20 protein-coding genes, 2 tRNA genes, 1 other RNA gene and 1 pseudogene are annotated in these 21,982 nt (G+C 34.9%); 4 read left to right on the top strand and 20 right to left on the bottom strand.

The window, feature by feature from the left end:
- Window positions 1-251: 251 nt before the first annotated feature.
- The 5 genes from HMPREF0381_RS09965 to HMPREF0381_RS09985 all read right to left on the bottom strand — a co-directional run bounded on the left by HMPREF0381_RS09965 (window position 252) and on the right by HMPREF0381_RS09985 (window position 4,395).
- Complete coding sequence (locus HMPREF0381_RS09965; RefSeq protein WP_008751852.1) at window positions 252-1,532, bottom strand: DUF6688 domain-containing protein; 1,281 nt, start codon at window positions 1,530-1,532, stop codon at window positions 252-254.
- Window positions 1,533-1,571: 39 nt separating this feature from the next.
- Window positions 1,572-2,663, bottom strand: coding sequence for a tRNA 2-thiouridine(34) synthase MnmA (mnmA, locus tag HMPREF0381_RS09970; RefSeq protein WP_008751853.1), 1,092 nt, complete (start codon window positions 2,661-2,663; stop codon window positions 1,572-1,574).
- A 75-nt stretch (window positions 2,664-2,738) separates the two neighbouring features.
- The gene (locus tag HMPREF0381_RS09975; protein ID WP_008751854.1) at window positions 2,739-3,218 is read right to left on the bottom strand and encodes a hypothetical protein; all 480 of its coding nucleotides are present in this window, start codon (window positions 3,216-3,218) and stop codon (window positions 2,739-2,741) included.
- A gap of 15 nt (window positions 3,219-3,233) precedes the next feature.
- Window positions 3,234-4,214: a hypothetical protein gene (locus tag HMPREF0381_RS09980; RefSeq protein WP_040461368.1), complete on the bottom strand. Its 981-nt coding sequence runs from the start codon at window positions 4,212-4,214 to the stop codon at window positions 3,234-3,236.
- A gap of 13 nt (window positions 4,215-4,227) precedes the next feature.
- Window positions 4,228-4,395 (bottom strand): oligoendopeptidase F, encoded by a 168-nt coding sequence (locus HMPREF0381_RS09985; RefSeq protein WP_242824421.1) that lies wholly within the window; start codon window positions 4,393-4,395, stop codon window positions 4,228-4,230.
- 201 nt (window positions 4,396-4,596) lie between these two features.
- On the opposite strand from HMPREF0381_RS09985, the gene HMPREF0381_RS09990 reads away from it, so the two are divergent.
- Window positions 4,597-5,730 carry a cysteine desulfurase family protein gene (locus tag HMPREF0381_RS09990; RefSeq protein WP_008751857.1) on the top strand — a complete coding sequence of 378 codons (1,134 nt, stop codon included), beginning with the start codon at window positions 4,597-4,599 and terminating at the stop codon, window positions 5,728-5,730.
- Window positions 5,731-5,836: 106 nt separating this feature from the next.
- On the opposite strand, the gene HMPREF0381_RS09995 is transcribed toward HMPREF0381_RS09990, so the two are convergent.
- Genes HMPREF0381_RS09995 through HMPREF0381_RS10005 form a run of 3 tightly spaced genes read right to left on the bottom strand, consistent with a single transcriptional unit; the run spans window position 5,837 to window position 10,673 of the window.
- Complete coding sequence (locus HMPREF0381_RS09995; protein WP_008751858.1) at window positions 5,837-7,609, bottom strand: bifunctional homocysteine S-methyltransferase/methylenetetrahydrofolate reductase; 1,773 nt, start codon at window positions 7,607-7,609, stop codon at window positions 5,837-5,839.
- Between the two features lie 6 nt (window positions 7,610-7,615).
- The gene (locus tag HMPREF0381_RS10000) at window positions 7,616-9,982 is read right to left on the bottom strand and encodes a homocysteine S-methyltransferase family protein (RefSeq protein ID WP_008751859.1); all 2,367 of its coding nucleotides are present in this window, start codon (window positions 9,980-9,982) and stop codon (window positions 7,616-7,618) included.
- Window positions 9,975-10,673, bottom strand: coding sequence for a vitamin B12 dependent-methionine synthase activation domain-containing protein (locus HMPREF0381_RS10005; RefSeq protein WP_008751860.1), 699 nt, complete (start codon window positions 10,671-10,673; stop codon window positions 9,975-9,977). The genes HMPREF0381_RS10000 and HMPREF0381_RS10005 overlap by 8 nt, the downstream gene beginning before the upstream one ends.
- Window positions 10,674-10,871: 198 nt before the next feature.
- Between HMPREF0381_RS10005 and ssrA the strand changes: the two genes are divergently transcribed.
- Both ssrA and lexA read left to right on the top strand, forming a co-directional pair.
- Window positions 10,872-11,209, top strand: a transfer-messenger RNA (tmRNA) gene (gene ssrA, locus HMPREF0381_RS14655).
- 123 nt (window positions 11,210-11,332) lie between these two features.
- Window positions 11,333-11,941, top strand: coding sequence for a transcriptional repressor LexA (gene lexA, locus HMPREF0381_RS10010; protein WP_008751861.1), 609 nt, complete (start codon window positions 11,333-11,335; stop codon window positions 11,939-11,941).
- Between the two features lie 44 nt (window positions 11,942-11,985).
- On the opposite strand, the gene rplS is transcribed toward lexA, so the two are convergent.
- The 12 genes from rplS to HMPREF0381_RS10070 form a co-directional block, all read right to left on the bottom strand.
- Window positions 11,986-12,336 carry a 50S ribosomal protein L19 gene (gene rplS / locus HMPREF0381_RS10015; protein ID WP_008751862.1) on the bottom strand — a complete coding sequence of 117 codons (351 nt, stop codon included), beginning with the start codon at window positions 12,334-12,336 and terminating at the stop codon, window positions 11,986-11,988.
- Window positions 12,337-12,463: 127 nt separating this feature from the next.
- Window positions 12,464-12,913 carry a DUF3021 domain-containing protein gene (locus HMPREF0381_RS10020; RefSeq protein WP_008751863.1) on the bottom strand — a complete coding sequence of 150 codons (450 nt, stop codon included), beginning with the start codon at window positions 12,911-12,913 and terminating at the stop codon, window positions 12,464-12,466.
- Window positions 12,903-13,343 (bottom strand): LytTR family DNA-binding domain-containing protein, encoded by a 441-nt coding sequence (locus tag HMPREF0381_RS10025; protein ID WP_008751864.1) that lies wholly within the window; start codon window positions 13,341-13,343, stop codon window positions 12,903-12,905. Before HMPREF0381_RS10025 ends, HMPREF0381_RS10020 begins: the two co-directional genes overlap by 11 nt.
- Before the next feature lie 169 nt (window positions 13,344-13,512).
- On the bottom strand, window positions 13,513-13,731 hold the full coding sequence (locus HMPREF0381_RS10030; RefSeq protein ID WP_008751865.1) for a helix-turn-helix domain-containing protein: 219 nt from the start codon (window positions 13,729-13,731) through the stop codon (window positions 13,513-13,515).
- Between the two features lie 41 nt (window positions 13,732-13,772).
- Window positions 13,773-14,987: an RtcB family protein gene (locus HMPREF0381_RS10035; RefSeq protein WP_008751866.1), complete on the bottom strand. Its 1,215-nt coding sequence runs from the start codon at window positions 14,985-14,987 to the stop codon at window positions 13,773-13,775.
- Window positions 14,988-15,335: 348 nt separating this feature from the next.
- Window positions 15,336-15,968, bottom strand: a complete 633-nt coding sequence (locus tag HMPREF0381_RS10040; protein WP_008751867.1) for a radical SAM protein — start codon at window positions 15,966-15,968, stop codon at window positions 15,336-15,338.
- Complete coding sequence (locus HMPREF0381_RS10045) at window positions 15,968-16,942, bottom strand: hypothetical protein (protein WP_008751868.1); 975 nt, start codon at window positions 16,940-16,942, stop codon at window positions 15,968-15,970. The genes HMPREF0381_RS10040 and HMPREF0381_RS10045 overlap by 1 nt, the downstream gene beginning before the upstream one ends.
- Window positions 16,939-18,474: an ATP-grasp domain-containing protein gene (locus tag HMPREF0381_RS10050; RefSeq protein WP_207635187.1), complete on the bottom strand. Its 1,536-nt coding sequence runs from the start codon at window positions 18,472-18,474 to the stop codon at window positions 16,939-16,941. Before HMPREF0381_RS10050 ends, HMPREF0381_RS10045 begins: the two co-directional genes overlap by 4 nt.
- Before the next feature lie 200 nt (window positions 18,475-18,674).
- On the bottom strand, window positions 18,675-19,613 hold the full coding sequence (locus HMPREF0381_RS10055) for an ADP-ribosylglycohydrolase family protein (RefSeq protein WP_008751870.1): 939 nt from the start codon (window positions 19,611-19,613) through the stop codon (window positions 18,675-18,677).
- A 48-nt stretch (window positions 19,614-19,661) separates the two neighbouring features.
- Entirely contained in the window at window positions 19,662-20,447 is a 786-nt protein-coding gene (locus tag HMPREF0381_RS10060) for an ATP-grasp domain-containing protein (RefSeq protein ID WP_040461835.1), read from the bottom strand.
- Window positions 20,448-20,688: 241 nt separating this feature from the next.
- Window positions 20,689-20,772: transfer RNA gene (locus HMPREF0381_RS10065), tRNA-Tyr, on the bottom strand.
- Between the two features lie 69 nt (window positions 20,773-20,841).
- Window positions 20,842-20,912: transfer RNA gene (locus tag HMPREF0381_RS10070), tRNA-Arg, on the bottom strand.
- A 303-nt stretch (window positions 20,913-21,215) separates the two neighbouring features.
- Here HMPREF0381_RS10070 and HMPREF0381_RS10075 point away from each other — a divergent pair.
- Window positions 21,216-21,857: pseudogene (locus HMPREF0381_RS10075) on the top strand (MBL fold metallo-hydrolase).
- Window positions 21,858-21,982: the final 125 nt, after the last annotated feature.

Here is a 21,982-nt window from a genome sequence, read left to right on the forward strand (position 1 = left end):
GCCAAAAGCATAGTCAAGTGCTTCTGTATATATTTTATTATTTTCATCCAGCACTTCAGAAGTAAGTGCATTAAACTTATTCTTTCCCATAAATTACATCCCATATTTTATCATATGTATTCCATATATTTATTGTATTTATATAACTATATGTCCTATTTCTAATACAACGAAATCACTCGCTACCTTATTATTCAAAAGTTGTTTCATAGCTGTTATTCGAATATAAAATCTAATAAATACAAACTTAATTAACTGCTACTTCCATTTTTCCCCATATACTGGGTGGCTATTCTGTTTTCAGGATGAACATCACTCATATATATTACCGTTAAGAAAATCCATTCCAGTGGCTTCATCATAATATATATAATATCTGCCATCCATTTACTCTTTATCAGCCTTGCAACAGGGAAGCCGTATCTGTCATATATTCCCCTGACAAGCTTGTGAAAGCGTGGGGTTTTTTCTTCTAAAATCTGTTCAAAGGCATTTGCCACACAGAGCTGCCTGTTTACAATTACCTCATGACCATGGCGTACCCCTTTTCGTATAGGTTTTACAATTTTTTTATGTCCGCCTGCCGCTACCGTACATAGATAGTGTTCATCATAATAGATATTTTGAGGTGCTTCCTTCATTGACAATCTCCAGTCGGCAGTCTCCGTCCACGCCTTTATAACAGAATCTGGTGCCTGACCGAAAAGTAATAATATACCTATAATGATTCCAAGCAAAGGCAGCATAAGAATAAGGGCATATACAGGCCAATGTTCCGATTTTGACAATATTTTATTAAAAAAGCTTAAACAAGAGTTTTTTTCTATTTTTTCTTTTTCCATCTCAAGTTCATGCCACTCACGAACCTTGCAAAGCACTGTCCTTATTATAATAAAAGAAATACAAATAGGATAAGTCAACAGGTATGTATCAAGAGTACTTTCTGCCATAGATTCACCACCATAAACCTGTACGGTGAAAACAATTATTCCTATCAGCCAAAGATACATGGCGGATATTGAAAATACTGCCATAAGCGGCGGCATTTTTTTAAGCGGACAAAATCTTAAATAAAAATACCCTATAACACCTATCAAAAATATTACAATAACTGTAGGTAGGGAGCCTGAGTAAATCGGTGTATGCTTTTCTAAATTATGCAACTGCTCATACCAGTCGGAACCTGTAGTATATTTTGCCTGTGTGATATATAAAAATTCTAAAATAAGCCCATACCATATTACAATCTGGTCAAAACCCACCCCTGTTTTTGTCATCGTTTTATCTGTTTCAAGGATGAGCATCGCCAGTTGATATGCTGCCAACACTATAGGATATACAAATAAGGCGCCTACAAATCCTCCCCATAATGGAATGGCTACAACCCCGGCAGCTATATCCTTAAATTCTCCATATTCTCCAATTGAAGATATTGCGGCAATCATAGTCCATCCTATAACTAAAAATAATCCTATTACATAGCTTATAATAATACTGTTCAGTATGGAAATTCTAAATATATATTTTTTCATATTCTTCTCCGTACAACCCTTTATACAGTGCAAATCAGTTTAATCACATCTTTTTATAATAGTTCCGCCACCAAGTACAAGTCCGCTCTCATCATATAAAACAACTGCCTGCCCCGGCGTAATGGCTCTTACCTTTTTATCAAAATCAATCCTTATTCTGTCTTCTCCGATTACTTTAATGCTACAATGCTCCCCCTTATGTGAATATCTTATTTTACCGACAGCTCTCATACCGTCAAAAAACTTCTCAACCGCCATGGCATTTAGATTATTTGCTTCCAAACTGTATCCGAACACATCTTCATTTTCACCTATCACAACTTCATTTGTGTCAGGTCTTATCTCTGTCACAAAGATTGGATGCCCCAGTGCAATGCCAAGTCCTTTTCTCTGTCCTATGGTATAGTGAAGTATACCCTTATGTTTCCCCAGTATCTCCCCGTCAGCTGTCACAAAGTTTCCCTCAGGCATCTTTTTTCCTATTTCACTCTCTACAAATGAAGCATAGTCATTATCTGAAACAAAGCAAATCTCCTGACTGTCGGGCTTATTTGCCACTCTGAGATTAAACTTTTTGGCAATTTCTCTTATCTCATCCTTTTCATAATCTCCAACAGGCATCAAAGTCCTTGAAAGTTGATCCTGTGTTAGATTATAAAGTGCATAGGTCTGATCCTTTGCACTTGTCTTTGATGTTCTGAGTGCATATCTTCCGTTTTCAAGCTTTTCTATTCTTGCATAATGCCCTGTAGCAATATAATCCGCTCCAAGCATCATACTTCTCTCTAAAAGAGATTCCCATTTTACATATCTGTTGCAGGCTATACATGGATTAGGTGTCCTTGCCTGCACATATTCATTTACAAAATAATCTATTACCTTATCTTTGAATTCATCTCTGAAATTCATTACATAATAAGGTATGCCTATATCCCTTGCCACCCTTCTGGCATCATCTACAGCAGACAAACCGCAACAGCCTCCACTGCCGGACATATCCTCTTCATCTTCGCTTTGCCATATCTGCATAGTCACACCTGTGACATCATATCCGGCTTCTTTTAAAAGATAGGCTGCCACCGAGGAATCCACACCTCCAGACATACCTACCACTACTTTTTTCTTTTCCATATATTCTCCAAAAAAATTATATTAAAATCTGTTGCTGACAGTATATCATATACTTATTGCATTTGTATTAATATACTATAAAGTCTTCGGATCAAGACCATACCAATTCTCTGTCCATATTTCTTTTTCATATATCCTGTCAATATCTTCTTTTGTATATAAATAATCTGCTGCACCGGAGAAAATATCTTTCGGAAACAGTTTGAAATACTCATGCAAAAAATTCAAATACATAAAGGCTCTGTCTCCGTACCCTTCAATATATATGTATCTGTAGTAATCTGTCTTTTGTCCTGAAGCATCTTCTACTGTACAATCCGGTAATTTATCCTCTGTTATATAAACATATATAACCGCCCATGAAGAGGCGTCATCCAAATACCATCTGCCATCATCATCATAATCCGGTTTATTTACAGAAAACAGATAATAGTCTCCATGATCATATAAATATTCCATAGTAAACCCTCTTGACATCAGTATATTTACAACATCTTTTATGTCTCTACAACTGTTATCATTTTTTCTTCTTAAAATTTCTACATCTCCTGCCATGATACCTAATAAAATCTATCCCTTTCTATTCTTAAATATCCATTTTTCGTTCTTGTTCTCATTATCAAATATTTCATCAATCTGTGATTTTGTAAAGAAACAACTGTTATCAATATAGAAAATATCCTCGGGAAACTTATTTAAATAGTTATGTACTATTTCAAGCACCTGCATCTCTTTTCCTATAAGATCGGTAATCCTAAAATATGTCTCAAAGCCCATCTGTTTTATTTCATCTGTAGGGATATCTGTCATCTCAGTGTTACAATATATTTCAATAATCTTTTTATTATTACATTTTGCGTATAAAATATTGTAACTCTCTCTTTTTATATTTACTATATTTTTGCAATGTGATTTTTTTAAGGCTCTTATTACCCTATAAGCCGTGCCGAATTTTGAATTTTTCCTTTTACCGATTATCCTTCCCTCATACCTCAGTTCAACACTCATCTCTCCCCTATGTCTTGTATCCATTATATTTCCCATACCGCCCATATAAGATACAGTTGTTGATACAAATATATTTATATATTCAGCTATACTTTTAATGCTGTATAATGGTTTATATATCCAGTTTTTATCCGGCTTTGCATTATAAATACTGTCAATCATCGCTTTATTATAATATCTCCCGTTATCCACATAAAAGATATCGTTTGGGTTCTCTTGTAAATATCTGTATAACAGTTCCAGAATAATCAGTTCTTTCCCGAATATATTTGAAAAACGATAATATGTCTCAAGCCCCAGTTCATTTGCTCTTTCGGTCGGTATTTCAAAATTTCTTTCATAACTGTACACCTCTATCATATGCTCCGCATCATTAAAGAACAAAATATCATTCTCCTCTTTCATATATGATATACTGTACGCATATTTATCAAAGGAAAATTTCATACTGTAGCCCATATCTATAAGAATATAAACTAATATGTGTGCTGTCTGTATCTTATTAACACCGGCTTTACCAAGTATTCTACCCTCAAATCTCATAATCACCTCTATATTATTGCTCATTCGGATCTGTATATATCCATTCGGCAGTCCACTCTTTTTTATTATAAATCTTATCTATGTCAGCTTTAGTATAAAAATGTTTATCCTTTGAATAACAGTTCCAAAGTACATCCTCAGGTACAAGTTTAAAATATTCATGAAAAAAATTTAAAAGCATAAAATATCTACGCTCCAGCCCATATATCACCTCCATATAATTTATAAAATTCTTATACAATAATCATCTTATACTTGTCAATTTAAATTCAATCATTTACTATTTTATTGTTAATACTATTTATACTGTATATGATGTATATAGACTATCTGATAAAGGTTTGTCTGTCATACCTTTATAAATCTAAAGAACAGGAGTACTATGATATATATGGACAATGCCTCCACCACTATGGTGGATAAAGAGGCTTTTGATATGGCAAAAAAATATTTATTTGAAAACTATGCAAATCCTTCATCAAGCTATTCAATGGCAAATGATGTAAAGGCTGATATGGAAGATGCCAGAGAGATGATAGCTGATATCCTCGGTGCAAGATATAATGAAATCTATTTTACCTCAGGCGGCAGTGAATCAAATAATTGGGCAATACTAAAGTCTTGTGAACTTATGGAAAATAAGGGAAAGCATATTATCAGTTCAAAGATTGAGCATCATTCCGTACTGCATACACTCTCTTATCTTGAAAAAAAAGGATATGAAGTCACTTATCTGAATACTGATGAAAAAGGTATTATTGATATAAATGAGCTTAAGTCAGCCATAAGAGAAGATACCGTCCTTATAAGTATAATGTTTGCAAATAATGAAATAGGAACGATACAACCTGTTAAAGAGATTGGAAAGCTTGCCCATGAATACAATATTTTATTCCACACTGATGCGGTACAGGCTGTAGGGCATCTGCCTATTGATGTGAATGAGCTGAATATTGATTTACTCAGTGCAAGCGGACATAAATTCCATGCACCTAAAGGGGTTGGCTTCTTATATATAAGAAGCGGTATTAAGCTTACCTCTCTAATACATGGCGGCAGTCAGGAAAGAAATCGCAGAGCCGGAACAGAAAACACCTTCGGTATAATTGCTATGGCACATGCTTTGAAAAACTCCTATGAAACCTTAGATAAAGACAGCTTATATGTAAAATTCCTTAGAGATAGGTTAGTTTCTTTAATACTTAAAAATATAGAAGGCTCTCATATAAACGGTGATATAAAGAACAGACTTTTTAATAATATAAATATCTACTTTGAAAATATAAGCGGTGAGCTGCTACTAATTTTATTAAATCAAAACGGAGTATGTGCTTCTCTTGGCTCAGCCTGCACTACAGGAAGCATAGAACCCTCACATGTAATTATGGCTGTTTCAAATGATAAAAAAAGAGCCTCATCCTCCCTACGACTTACTTTAAGTAAGTACAATACGGAAGATGAGGTCAATAAAACCTTTGAAATACTAAAAAAATGTATAGAAAAGCTTAGGAGCTAGATTTTAACTGTATAATCCTGTGATTTGAACTCAACTCACAGGATTATATGATAAAGTATTATAACATTTATACCGACTCACTCTATGTAAGTCAGTTCTATAAATATTATCGCTTTTCACAAACCTCTTTCACAGTCTTTATAAGTCTTTCCATCAGACTTACCCTGTTTAAAACAGTGATAAGATAATATCCGTCCACAAGATCATAGATTTCATTTGCTATCTCTTTTGACATAGAAAGGGCAATTTCTTCAGCCTCTTCTCTTTCCTTGCCGATATATTTTTCTACAATATCATCTGTAATATATATACCGTTCACTTCACTTTGCATATATCTGGCGTTTCTCTCGCTTACTATAGGAATAATTCCTCCCATTATCTTAACATCCAGATTTTCTCTGGCTTCTTTAAGATTCTCAATAGCTCTCTTTGTCAAAACAGGCTGTGTAAATAATACCTCAACGCCGTTTTCCTGCTTTCTTTTCGCCTTCTTAAGTTCCGCACTGAAATTCCTTGAATTTACATTTAGAGCCGCACATATATTCATAGGGCTTTCAAATACCTCATCATTTAAAGATTTAATAAAGTTTGCAAATTTCACTGAATTGAACTCAAATACCGATCTTATCTCATCCCTTTGGGCATTCGGTATAGGGTCTCCTGTGATCACCAATACATTGTCAACTCCCATTGCATTAGCACCAAGCAGAAGTCCTCTTGAAGCATTTACATTCCTGTCTCTACAAGTCATATGAGGAAGTACATCAAAGTCCAGCTCATTTCTTACCTTACAAGCAAGCAAACAGCTGTCCATTCTTGCTCTGGCTATAGGATTATCCGCAATGGTTACAATATCCGCACCGGCAAGCTTTAGCTTCTTTGCATTCTCAATGAATTTATTTACATTTGTATCTATCGGAGAATCCAGCTCCACAGCTATTGCCTTTTGCCCCGATTCAAGCTTGTTTTTAAATCTGTTTAATCTGATATTCTGTGTGGTATTTTTTTCTGATTTTATCGCTCTTCTTGGCTTTATTAATTTTCCACTCATACTCTTTTTTAACAGCTCTATATGTTTCGGTGTGGTTCCACAACAACCACCTACAATATTTACACCCATCTCAAGGATATCTTCTATCTGATTTGCAAAATAGTTGGCTAACGAACTGTAGTAAACCCTATCATCTCTGACTACCGGATAGCCGGCATTCGGCTTGGCAAACAGATAAAGCCCCTTTGTATCCACTCCCTTTAACAATTTTGCCATATGGTTGGCTCCTGATACACAATTAAGTCCTACCGCATCAAAAAGTCCTGAGTCTGTAACCTCTGCAAACAATGCCTTATATTGATAACCTTCACTTGAGTAGCCGTCAGGCATCACTGCAAATGAAGCTGCTATGAAGGCATCACTGCATTTTCCCTTGATATAACCGGCACTTAAAACCATCCCGCTTGTGTTGCTTTGAGTCTCAAATAAGAAATTCTTTATTCCCTTTTCTAAAAATATATCTATTAAAACTTTGTACTCTTCAAATACAAGTTCATTTCTGCTCATATGAATCGGCCCGATATCTGCAAAAACATATGCTCTGTCTTTTGCGGCATCATTTGCAATATCAATTCCTGCAACAATTACCTCTTTTTGCAGTTTTCTGTCTCCGTTAAAAACGTCAATACCTACAGCAAATGTATTGGTAAGTATCGCTTTTGCACCTGCTTCTATATATTCATTATGAATACCCTTTATAAGCTCGGGATTTTTAATATTTGCAAGTTCACAGCCTATACCGTCATCTGTAAGTTCATCATAATATGTTCCCATTGCCCCGTCAAAAAGCAATATATTGTTCTTTAAATAGTCTCTAATATTTTCCATAATTTATCATCCTAAAACTGTCTTTGCTATGTCAACCGAGCTTCTGGCATCAGGTGCGTAAAAATCCGCTCCCATCTCATCCGCATACTCCTTGGTAAGCACCGCACCGCCTACCCACACTTTGCAATCATCAGATACTTTTCTTATCTCTTCAATAGTTTTTTTCATCGCAGGCAATGTTGTAGTCATAAGTGCTGAAAGCCCTACAAGCTTTACATTTTCTTTAACTACAGTATCTACTACCCTTTGTATATCAACATCTCTTCCAAGATCTATCATTCTGTAACCATAGTTTTCTAAGATTACCTTGACTATATTTTTACCGATATCATGTATATCTCCCTTTACGGTACATACAACTATCTTTCCCTTACTTACATTCTTATCGCCCTTTTTAGCTATCTCCTCTTTGATAAGTTCAAAGGCAGAGCTTGCGGCATTGGCTGCATTTATAAGCTGCGGTAAAAATATAACCTGCTTTTCATACAAATCACCTACCTTATCCAGTGCCGGTATCAGATACTCATTTATTATCTCCAATTCACTGTGGCTCTCTAAAAGCTTTTTTGCATTATTATAAGTTTCTTCCTTTAGCCCCTTTAATATGGCATCCTGTACCACTTCCTTTGTAACTTCTCCTGTAGCCGATACCTGTATAATCTTGGTCTCGGCTTTTACAGCGGCAAATCTCTCTATATACTTTACAGAATCCTTATCCTCTCCGGACAGCACTTTAAAAGAATAAACCGCATTCATTATACCTTCAATATTCGGGTTTACTATCGGTAAATCAAGCCCTGCATACATTGCCTGAATCAGAAAGTTCTCTGTGATATGACTTCTTGCGGGCAGACCGAAAGAAATATTGCTTACACCCAGAGTTGTATGAAGTCCAAGCTCCCTTGTTACTCTTCTTACAGCCTCAAGTGTTTCTTTTGCCTGATCCTGTTGTGCGGAAACTGTAAGTGTAAGACAGTCAATAATTACATCTTCTTTCTTCAGTCCATACTCAATTGCCTTATCAAGTATATGTTTTGCATTGTCAAATCTTTCCTGTGCTGTAGTAGGAAGTCCGCCTTCATTCAGTGCAAGTCCTATAACCGCTGCACCGTATTTTTTTACAATTGGCAGTATCAGGTCAAGTCTTTCATCCTCCGCATTTACGGAATTTACAATCGCTCTACCGTTGTATACACGAAGTCCCGCTTCTATCGCCTCAGGATTTGATGAGTCTATCTGCAAAGGAATATTAACTACAGATTGTACCGCCTTTACGGCTTCTATCATCAGTGCAACTTCATCACCGCCCGGAACACCCACGTTTATATCCAGTATATCGGCTCCGGATTCCTCTTCCTCTATAGCAACCTTACATATATATTCCATCTCATGGTTTAAAAGTGCTTCCTGAAATCTTTTCTTACCTGTAGGGTTTAATCTCTCTCCTACAACCCTTACACCGTTTAATTCAACCATCTCATTTCCGGAGCATATACCGGTTTTTGCCTTTGTAGGCTTTATCTCAGAGAACTTTCTATTTTCAAACTCTTTTTTTAACTCACTGATAAATTCCGGTGATGTACCGCAGCATCCGCCCGCATATTCTATTCCTATTTCACCAAAATCAGCCATCAACTTTGCAAAATCGCTTGCAAGTAGATCATATTCGCCTGTTGACGGATTTGGAAGTCCGGCATTCGGCTTTATTATTATAGGCAGATTGGTCCATTCCTTAAGTTTTTTTGCAAGTGGCAGTATTTCCTTAGGTCCGAGAGAACAGTTAAATCCTACCGCATCCACACCGAGTCCTTCAAGTGTTACAGCCATTGACTCTATCTTTGTTCCGGTAAAGGTTCTTCCTGTGGTCTCATAGGTCATAGTCACCCATACAGGAAGATTTGTATTTTCCTTTGCGGCAAGTACACCTGCTCTTACATCATAAAGATCTGTGAAGGTCTCAAATATAATAATATCAGCACCGTATTTCTCGCCTGCTACCACCATTTCCTTATATATTTCATAGGCATCTTCAAATCTCAATACTCCAAGAGGCTCCAACAGCTCTCCTATAGGTCCGATATCAAGTGCCACCTTTACTTTTCTTTTGCTCTTTGCTACAGCTTCCTTTGCTGATTTTATAGCGGTAGCTATAGCGGTATCCACATCTATCTTACATCCTTCAAGTTTATGTGCATTTGCGCCGAAGGTATTTGTATATATTACATTACTGCCTGATTCTATATATTTTAAATGTATATTTTTAACTATTTCCGGATTATCAAAGCCGAAAACTTCAGGATGTTCTCCCGCTTTCATTCCGGCTGCCTGGAGCATTGTACCCATTGCCCCGTCAAGTATCAACAAATTATGCATAGCATCTGACTCCTATTTTTCTGTACCTGCAAGATTTCAAAAGATTGCATCCTGCACAACTCTTTTTTAATGTTTCAAGCTTTTTGTCAATGACTCCTATTATTGCTGTTACCGATTTTCTGGGTAACATTATACCGCTGTCACTGACATTAACTCCTATTCTTCTGGTAGCATTGACAACATCCACAAACTGCCTTTGTATTGTTATCGGCAAATCTCCATATCCGGGTGAAAATCTGAATGTCAAATATTTATTTTCCTTTAAATATTGCTCTCTAAATCCTGCTTCTATGCTGTCACATACAGCCTCAATAAGTGTTGAGCCGCAGGAATCCATAATAAGAGCATTCGCTACATTCTTAAGTTCTTCTTTTCTGACAGCATTATCCACACCTATCCCTAATGTAGCCGCCATCAAAATGAGCTTATGACAGTCTTTTATATGTTTTTTTATGCTGTTCCCCACAAAAAAGTCCAGTTCAGCCGGAAACTCTCCCTTATTCTCAAGTTCCCATTCTCTGAAAACAAAGTTAGGCTTTGCCACGGCATTTATTTTTTCCATACACTCCAATACTTGTGAATGCAGATTTTTATCTATCTCCTTACCATTGTGTTGAAGGTATCTAAGCACCTCAGACTCATCATCCTTTGTAAGTTTTACATCTATATTGAACATTTCTCTTCTTTCCATCTTATATCTCTTTTCGTTTTACTATAGTAAGATAATTTATACTAAAAGTAAAGTTTTACATTATACATATAGCTTATAGCTGGTTATTCTTGAACTTATATTGAAATACAGTAATGTCTGTTGTAAGAAAATTTTAATTGGTATTTTTCTTTTTATATGCTAGAATATCGAGTGTAAATGCTGTATTTACATTCATCCGGGGATGTACCGGTTTCGACAGGGAACATGCAGCTGGTGAAGCTATTCGTATGCAATGCGTCAAATGGCAAAAATAAATATAAACGCTGAAGAAAATTTAGCATACGCTGCCTAAGGCAGTTGCAGACCTATAAGCACTCACACTTATAGAATCTGTATCGACTTATGTGAGAAACCTTATATACAAAGCTTTGAGTATATAGATGTATGATGAAGCTACTCTTTACTACAGTTTGTTGTTTGACTGTTTTAAAGGGGAATTCAATCAAGCAACTATAATAGTAGAAGAACAGGGAATTGTTTTTTGGACACGGGTTCAACTCCCGTCATCTCCACTTAAAAGTCTTGAGTTTTCAAGGCTTTTTTTGTTAGTTACTGCTGATATTTCGAACTTTTGTTTGCATTTTAATCGAACATATGTTAGGATAGTATTATAACTATACCCATATAAAGGAGATTTTATGGATACACTGACACCAAAGCAAGAAGAAATTTATAATATTATCAAGGATTCTATCTTGAAAAAGGGCTATCCTCCGTCTGTTCGTGAAATCGGTGAACTTGTAGGACTTAAATCCACATCTTCAGTACATGCCCAGCTCAATACTCTTGAGAAAAAAGGCTATATCAGAAAGGATCCGTCTAAACCCAGAACAATAGAGATAACTGATGATGAATTCAATCTTACACGCAGAGAAGTGGTCAATGTACCTATGGTTGGTACTGTAGCAGCAGGTATGCCGCTGTTGGCCGATGAAAATATATCTGACTATTTTCCTATACCTACCGATTTCCTGCCGAACACCGATATATTTATGTTAAAGGTCAAGGGAGAATCTATGATAAATGCCGGTATCTATGACGGCGACCAGATTATTGTAGCTAAGCAAAATACTGCCAAAAATGGAGATATTATAGTGGCTTTGATAGAAGACTCCGCTACTGTCAAGAAATTTTTCAAAGAAAATAATTATTACAGATTACAGCCTGAGAATGATTTTATGGAGCCTATTCTGGTGAATGAAGTTAGTATACTTGGAAAAGTCATCGGACTTTTCAGAATTATGTAAAAAGGCTGCTACATATGTAGCAGCCTGAAAATATTAAGTTCAGATTATCTTGCACCTGCCTCTTTAACCTTAGCAGCTTTACCTACTCTGTCACGAAGATAATATAATTTTGCTCTTCTAACTTTACCTTTTCTTACAACTTCCACTCTGTCTACAGATGGAGAGTGTAACGGCCATGTCTTCTCAACACCGATACCGTTTGAATTCTTTCTTACTGTGAAAGTCTCTCTGGCACCACCGTTTTGTCTCTTGAGTACTGTTCCCTCAAAAATCTGGATTCTCTCTCTGTTACCCTCGCGGATCTTGTTATGTACTCTTACTGTATCACCTACATTAAAGTCATCAACACTTACCTTAAGTTGCTCTGCCTCAATACTTCTTATCAAATCGTTCATGTGAAACCTCCTATTATTTTGATGTTCTTAAAATTTCTTCCAGAGGACCATCGCCTTATTCACAACCACACCAGTTTAACATATGAACTCCGACAAAGCAATAGCCAATATCTGATTAATATAGTTATCACTTATTAAGTTTTGCATTGATTTCACTTATATATCTTTTATTTATAAGCATAAACACAATCCAGACTATAAAATATACAAATATATATATTACAGTAAATGAAACCAAATCAATTACATCAAAAGAATACCAACCTGCAAGCACTGCTAAAGGAACAAAAAAAATATAGTTTATAATACAATGCAAAACAGTCATCTTACTTATACTGAATTCTGTATGAGTAAATATAAGACTTGTAACTGAAAACAGTGTACCGATTGATGCCCATATAAAAACCGATGCAATCATTGCAGTAATTTCATTTGAAAACAGCTGCAAAAATCTGTCAGGTGCCGGTTGATAAATCTTATTACCTGACAAGTATGATAACATTATGGACATTAACAGACCTATATCAATTCCTATAAAAATTCCAAATACAATCCTGCTGATAATTTTATTTTTCATGATACAAAATCTCCTTTATTTTTTTTAGATACCTTCTTGATGAGCTTGTTCTCACACCGTTCCTGAATTCAATATTTATAATTCCACCTGCACTCAGTGAAAAATGTGACACATAATCAAGATTTATAATTTCAGAATTTGACACCCTTACAAACTGTATCGGTAAAATTGTTTCCAACTCATAAAGCCTTTTTGAAATCTGAAACTCCTCTTTTACAGTCTGTGCATATATCTGCTTTGCCCCTGAATAAAACCTTATAAATTTATTGATCTCTACAGGATAAATATTATCATCCTTTCTGACATTCAATTTGTTATTATAAGCCCGTATATATTCCAAAAAATTTTCTACTCCCTCATATTTGCTGTTTATTTTTATTAAAGCTGTATCCAAGGCAATACTGTCATCATTTATGCAAATTACATTCATATGTCCTCCTTAGCTTAAAATACAAATATATTTGTTTAAATTAATAATAATGAGATTAAGAAACTTTGTCCATAGAATATAGACATGTGGCTTTTTATAAGATATATATGGAGATTACATTTTTATTTGACAATACAAATATTTTATGCACTTATCTTTGTCTCTACTATTATATAATCTCTTCCATAGAGACCTTAAATATTGTTGAGAGTACTATAAGATTATCTATGGTTGGCAAAGCTGCTCCATGCTGCCATTTGTAAATAGCTTGTGGTGTTGCAAATCCGAATATATCCTGCAACTCTCTTACACTTAAGCCTGACTCTTCTCTAAGTCTTACAATATTTTTTCCTGTTGCTACCAAATCAATGGTAGGAAAAACAAACATCTCTTTTCCTTTCCGCCTCAAGCCCGGGAAAAGAGATTCCCTCAGTTTGAAGCTTTAAAATTATAAATAGGTTTCATTACTTCAATGATATCTACAGATTCTTTGATAACATCTATGATATCCTCAAGTCTTTTATACGCCATCGGAGCCTCATCCAATGTATTTTCATTTATAGAAGTGGAATAAACTCCCTTCATCATTTCTTTATACTCATCCAAGTTTAAATTATTTTTTGCGGCAGTTCTTGACATAAGTCTTCCTGCTCCATGTGGTGCTGAATAATTCCATTCTGGATTACCTTTTCCCACAGCCAAAACACTTCCGTCCCTCATATTTATAGGTATTAAAACTTTCTCACCGCTATGAGCTGCTATCGCACCTTTTCTTAAAATCATCTCATCCACATCAATATAATTGTGAATAGTATGAAATGCCTCAAGGCTTGTCAATCCGGTTCTTTCTAAAATAATCTCCGCCATCAACTCACGGTTTCTTTTTGCAAAGTTTTGACAAATCTCCACATCATGAAGATATTCTGCAAGGTATTTATCCGATAAATAACATAAATCATCAGGTATGCTTGTCTTAGACTCATATACTTGCCAATGCAAATCTTTTAAAGCACTCTGTATCTCGCTTTTTCTCCCCTGCTCCTTATAGCTTCGTATTATCTCATCTCTTTTCTCAAGATAATCTCCATAACCTCTGTCTAAATTCATTGCCAGTCTTTGGTAATACTCGGCCACCTGTTTCCCAAGATTTCTGGAACCCGAATGTACTATAAGATATTTATTTCCATCACCTGTCTCATCTATCTCTATAAAATGATTTCCTCCACCGAGAGTTCCCAAAGAACGCTCAAGTCTCCTTGAATCTCTTAAATATCTGTAGCAGTTTAATTTTGTTAAATCAAAGCGTTCCTGTCTGCCCTCCCATACATCCATTCCGGAGGGAATATAATGTGCCGCCTCATCTACCTTTTCAAAATCTATATCAACTTTACCAAGGCTCACTGTATACATTCCACATCCGATATCAACACCTACTATATTTGGAACAGCCTTATCATTTATGGTCATTGTTGTTCCGATAGTACATCCCTTTCCTGCATGTACATCAGGCATTATACGAATCCTTGAGCCTTCAGTTATAATATAATCACACATTCTTCTTATCTGCTCTATTGCCTCATCCTCTACAACCCTTGCATAGCATATAGCTGTATTTACTTTCCCCTTTATTTCAATTTTATCCATATATTCTCCTTTACATAAAAAAGCCGCCTACCCATTTAGAGTAAGCGGCATCAAAAACATTTATCTATTATCAGCATATTATCTAACTATGCTTATAATTATACAAACAATTTCCTCGTACTTGACCTATCTCTAATGGATGCAACAAAACAAAGCCCTTCCAATCCTGACTGCTCGGGAGTGCTAAAGTATAGCGTTCAATATTAAGATAGTCAAAACGATTCATTGTTCTCATGTCTTTTCCCTTCCGGCACATCTGCCCAAATTCTTTATCAATAGAATAACATAGTAAAAGTTATTTGTCATTATACCTACAGTATAAAAAATACTCTATATCTTACAATTTAATTACCGGTTTATAGTCTTTCTATATAAAAACACTTCCGGTTCCACTCCGATATTTTCTCTAATCCATTGTACGGAGTTTTCTATATCATAGTTAGTATTATATCCCGGTATCCCGGGAATCCTTATATGAATTTTATGCTTTGGCACTTTGCTTCTAAGTTTCAATAAGTTTTCAACCATTTTTTTATTATCAGTTCCTGTATAGCTTTTATAAATATCATTATTTATATCCTTTATATCAATAATCCACTCATCCATATCATACAATACCGGTTTTATATTATCCCAAGGAACATTAAGTGAAGTTTCTATTCTTTTTGCCCATCTTTGATCTGCCAAAGTACAAACCTTATGAATATACTTTGATTGTAGCAGCGGCTCACCACCACCAAAGACAATGCCTCCTCCACTCATCAAATAATAAATATCATCCTTCCTTAAAATCTCTATCAGCTCCTGAGGGGTAAATGCTGCATGTTGAACTCCAACAAACGGTTTTTGGGGCTTATGACAAAAATCATTTATACAGTATTCACAGTAAAGAGGACAATCAAAAAATACTATGAGAGTAGATATTCCTTTCCCGTCTGTACCCATTCTAAGTCTGGAAATGGATATAATATCCCCAACCACTAATCTACCTCCTCCAGATTAAGACTTGGAATCCTTTGCTTTTCCTTTGGAATTTCTGAAAGCTTCATACTTAAATACTTAGCTTCTTCATCACATTTTTCACAGGTTCCGGCACAGGCTCCCACATAGCTACACTCCTCAGAAGAAAAATCTATGTTATTCATCTGTGCCAGTTTAAATCTGTATTCACGCAATAAATTACAAATCTTCTTTCCATCTATTCTGGCTACAGGTTTATATAGCATATCCCTTCTATAAATATCGTCACTAACTTGATTGGGGATATTTACCCTCCCCTCTAGAAAATACATACTCGCTATATTTAAATCTCCCAGCAAGTATCTGTTTTCTAACCTATCATTTTTATTTGGCTCTTTTCCCAATGGAATATATGACTTTGAAGTCATATCAAAGTAAGATTCATTTTCCATCTCACTTATACCATCTATTACAATCGGAAAAATCTCCTCAAAGTGATTTTGGACATTTTCTAAAAAAACGCCGAAATTCTTATATTCATTCTTTAAATAATCCTGAATATCTATATAACAAACTGATTTTACACCTGATAGATCTGAAAGCATATCCTCATGAGCTTTCATTCTCCATTTTCCTTCAAAGCTCAAGGGTGGACTTGCCCAAAGGTGAATATTAATACTATGCTTTCTTTTTTTAATAATATAATAAGGGTATAAACTTGCGGGATCACCGTCAGTCAAAAATAAAATATCATCTTCAGACCTTAACTTGTCATAAAGTTCATCTGCCACATCTTCTAAATCATTATAAACTCTACTGCCAACTCCCATACTCATTCCAAGACCAAATGACTTTCGTGGACAAATAAAGCACTCAAATTCATCTGTAGCTTTTATCCCTTCAAGGCAAACTACCAATACCCGATCCCTATACTTTTTTAGTATCGGATTCCGTGGATTCCACAATATGCCCGTATCCGTAATCACTATTTTCACTTCTTGATTCTCCCGTTTTTAATAAAGTAATCCATATTATCTTTTATATTTTCAGCTATCGGTATACAGGATTTAAATGAAAACATATCCGAATCTTCAAATGAGAATGTAAATTCATCAGAAATGCACTTTGCTATTTGGTCAACTGTATGATCCCAAGTCATATCCATTGCAATTCTCATACTCTCCCCATCAAACTCATCCTGTGGACAATCCGGTAAAAGTCCATATGGATTCCATTTATCAATTTCTTTTTTAACAATTTTAAAAATTGGCCTCCTATCTCCCCATTCCAGATTACTTTTTTCTATCATTTTCTTATATTTATCTTTTTTGAACTCAAAGTCTATCATAGATGGTGAACACCAAATATCCACTATTTTATTCCAATCCCTTTCCGGACATATACCGTCTATAAGTTCTGATTTAAATAATTCATCCAAGGTTTTATATTCGATTTCACCGCTTCCGTCATAATAACCGCATCTTTGAAATGATACATGATCTGCATATCCTATAATCATATATTCTGATTCATTTCCCCTAAAACATAAAGTCACTTCAGGTTCAATACCCATTTTAATCAACTCATTTATTGTTTCTTTAACATACTCTATAGAATAAATATTTCCTTTATCCTGATTTTGAAAAGCTCTGTAAAATTCATATGCATCAATTTGCTGTAAACCCGATACCTGACCATCTCCCATTTCCATTATTATTAGGCTACCATCCGCTTTCCTTGCCAAATCTATGGTTACAAAATTGCTTTCTATCCTACTCGCTATAGACTCAATCCACATATATTCATCTTCGGATATATTTACCTCTTTATTTTCATTCCAATAATTATCTGCAACCAATATTTCTCCTTTAAAGACAAATATTCTGTATTCCTCTGAAATTGGCATACCGCTCTCTTTATGTATTCCTATTGATTTAAGACTTTCATATTTTCGAAGCACCACACCGCCCTCAAAATTTTCACCCTGACGATTGATAAAATTTCTAAGAATATGACCGGATTCTTTCTCATCTTTAATATCTTTTATAAAGCAGGCATCATACCACTCATGCTTTCTACTTTTTACATAGTCTTTAACTACAAAAGCTCCTTCAAGTCCTTCTGTAAGTTCTAAAGCATCCCCTATATCCCTTGACTTATTCCATACACTAAATGGAGTAAGTCCTTCAAAATCACTATACCATCCCGGCAAAAGATGATACTTTGCATACTCTTTCGGTAAGTTTATCAGCTGTATTCCCCTTTCCAGAAGCAAATTATAAAAGTTCTCATACATATGTGGCGGCATCATCCAACCTCTGTATATAGTCAAACCTTCAATGTCTTCACCATAAAGTGACAGTTTCCCATTTTCTAAATCTTCAAAACTAAATAGTGCGCAAGTATGATTTAAGCCTGCCGCCTGATATTCTTCAAAGTAATCCTCATCCACATTCTTTTTATTTAGCGGATGACTGCAAAAAATAAAACTTAAATTTTTAGCAATTTCAAAATTCTCTTTTCTCATATATACTCCCTGATATCTGTCAACAAACAATAAAGCTTCTTATCCCTTTGTATACCAAGCGAATTCTACTCAATCTCTCCCATAAAATGTTGTTATACATCAATAATTCTTTATTATCATAATAAAGGAAAAGCTGTACAATAAAAATGCCTGCTTTTAAACTCTCTCATTTTTATAAAGCTCTTCTACTACTTTGGGGCTTAAACCAATAAACTCTCAATCAAATCTTTTCTCTGTATTTTTGATTTCCATTTATCCGGTATATTCTCATACCCATAGAAAATACCTGCTACTCCGCCTGTCACCGCTGCTATAGTATCTGTATCATTGCCCAAATTTACAGCTTTAAGAATTGCCTCCCCGTAAGATGATGTATTCAATAAACACCACAGAGCAGCTTCCAAAGTATCTACCACATAGCCTGTACTTTTTATATTTTCTTCCGGTATATCTTTAAATTCAAAAAGAGAAATAATCCTGTTATAGCTACTAATTTCCGCACCGGTATTCAATCTATAATATCTAAATGCATTATCTATTCCTATCTGTAACCTTTCTGTTATTTCACCGTCTTTTTCTATAACAGCTTTTACCAAAAAATAATATATACCACATGCCATTTTACTTCTTAAATGAGCATGTGTCAGGGCGGAGCAGTTATGTATAATATCCAGGACTTCATTATCCGATAGATTTAATTTCTTTTGCTTTTCAAATATGTGAATGCATACAGGTAAAATCCTCATAAGTGATCCGTTTCCATTATCCCACTCTGTTTCACCTCCTGATTTCAATGGTTCTGCTCCGTTGCCATACTTCATTATTGCTCTTGAGGTGGCTATACCTATATCAAATACATTATCAAAAGGAGTATACTCTCCATACATACACCAATTATGAAATCTATCCATAATATCCTTATAATCAATTTTTCCTCTATCCCTTATACTTGCAAGAGTTGCAAGTACCATACTGCTGTCATCAGACCATGTACCTTCCGGCTGATTATATGTTCCATAACCTGTCATATCTGTTATCGGGTTCTTTTTTCTGTCTTCCCTTGAAGTAAACTCAACAGGCACACCCACTGCATCACCGATAATCAGTCCATATATTCCCGATTTCCAAATATTATCCATCTATCCCCCTTAAGTATTCATTAACACATAATAATCTATTTATACACTTTAAAAGTGAAACTCATCCCTCACTCCCATTAACTGACTCCACCTTGCCGAAATAAGTTTGGCATAAAATATACTTGCCAAACCATAGCATCCAAGTGCATAGGAATCATTTAGCTCCACCAATAATGTTTTACCGTCTTTCGTAACACATATATCCATACTGCATGCAACCGGTCTTTCCTCCCAGCTGACAAATGCCTCCATCATAGAATTTAAAATATTTGAGTCATAATGATAGTTATAGCTTTTCCTATTTCTATCCAATAATAGACCATATGGCCTAACATCTATTATCTCATCATACAGTATAAAACATCTCCACTCTGCACATATATCTAAAGGCTCACTTACAAGCACCTCATAATCTTCAGAGTAATTCCCACAACCAACAAGGTCAGATATACCGCTTATTATCTTCCCTGTAAAAGCTTTGTTTCTTCTCGGCTTGACAAAATAACCCGCAGACCACTTCTCTTCATTTCTTGAAATGCTGTTTATAGTATCTTTCCAAATCCTCCTACCAAGAAATGGGTTAAGAACTTCCGGGTAATCAGGTATCCCCGGTATAATACCAAATTTAAAAAATATGCTGTTACATTGGTCTATATAATCTATCACGATATCTTCTCTTGTTACTCTATCATAAATTTCATCAATTTTATGATAGCAAATTATCTCCGCTCCCAACTCTCTAAAACCATACATAGCATTTGCAATATTTACACTATGTGGAATTTCCATTTTCATTTCATTGTCAAATTTTGTCTTTAAGTAAATTTTTCCCATAATACACCCTTTTATCCTCTCCATTATATAAATACATTATTCATTTTCCCTCCAATAATATGCTTTTCTGACAATAACCGATACTTTAAATTTAATATTATGATATCAGTTTATATCTTTATCATATAATATCATCTTAGGTGTACAATAAAAATGCCTGACACATACCAAATAAAAAATATCATCTATTTAATCCGATAAAGGCTTTATCTACATATTATTTTATTACATTTTCAACTGATGGGCAGAGCCGGAATCGAACCGGCGCTGTTTCTTTTGTAACGGATTTACAGTCCGCCCCCTTCGCCACTCGGGACACCTGCCCTTATATAATTTTTATATTTCATGACTATAATTTCAGGTAAATATCTTATTTTAAATCATGAAATATATATTCTCCTATCCGGATTTGAACCGGAATCAATCGGTTCGTAGCCGATTATTCTATCCGTTGAACTATAGGAGCATAGTGAAAAGTCTTTCCTCTTAAAACTTATTCATATAGAACATACCGCCATTCATAAAGAGTAAGAGGTGTTCGCTTTTCTTTACTTTTAAAAGAATATCACAGAAAAATTCTACCGTCATTCTACCTGTAGTATAAATGCAGTTTTATGATTTTATAAATATTCTTCTGCCGTCTTTGCTGTTTGCTTTCTTTTTAATATTTACTTTGGCCTGTCCGGTGGTATAATTTAAGTGTTGACAGCTGTTTATCATATAATTACCTGTCGGTGAATCAGCATAATCATATCAGGAGGTAGAATAATGACAGAAAATATTGAAGTTTTTACACAAAGCAGTATCAAAATTACAGACGGTGAGAATCATATCTATATAGACCCCTTAGGTATTAAGGAAGAGTTTTGTGATGCCGACTATATCCTAATTACACATGATCATTATGATCATTTTTCACCTGAAGATATAAAAAAGGTAGCTTATGAAAATACTGTACTTATAGTTCCTGAAAAAATGAAAGCAAAGGCTTTAAAAGAAATAAATTTTATAAATAAGATTGAAAGCATATCACCAAATCAGAACAAAAAAATAAACAGCCTTTATATAGAAACAATACCTGCCTATAATATTATAAAGCCTTTTCATCTAAAAATTTCAGGCTGGGTGGGCTATATTTTAGAAATTTGAGGAAAAAGAATTTATATTGCAGGTGATACAGATAAGACCAAAGAAGCCGAGGCTGTACATTGCGATATTGCCATGGTGCCTATTGGCGGAACCTATACAATGAATGCAAAAAAAGCAGCTGAACTTATTAATATAATACAGCCTGAAGTCGCAATTCCCACTCATTATGGAAGTATTGTAGGAAATAAAAATGACGGAGAGTTATTTAAGGAGAATGTAAAAGCTCCTGTAAAAGTAGAACTTAAACTTAGATTTAATTAAACTTTTCATTATGAAATAATGTTGTAAAACCCTATTAAACATCCCTCAGCTAATGACTGAAGGATGTTTAATTCTAAGGAAATTTCAAGATAGCTTTCTTTGACGATAATCCGGTGAAAGTTATC

Origin of the sequence: Lachnoanaerobaculum saburreum DSM 3986, assembly GCF_000185385.1 — a bacterium.
GTDB lineage: Bacteria > Bacillota > Clostridia > Lachnospirales > Lachnospiraceae > Lachnoanaerobaculum > Lachnoanaerobaculum saburreum.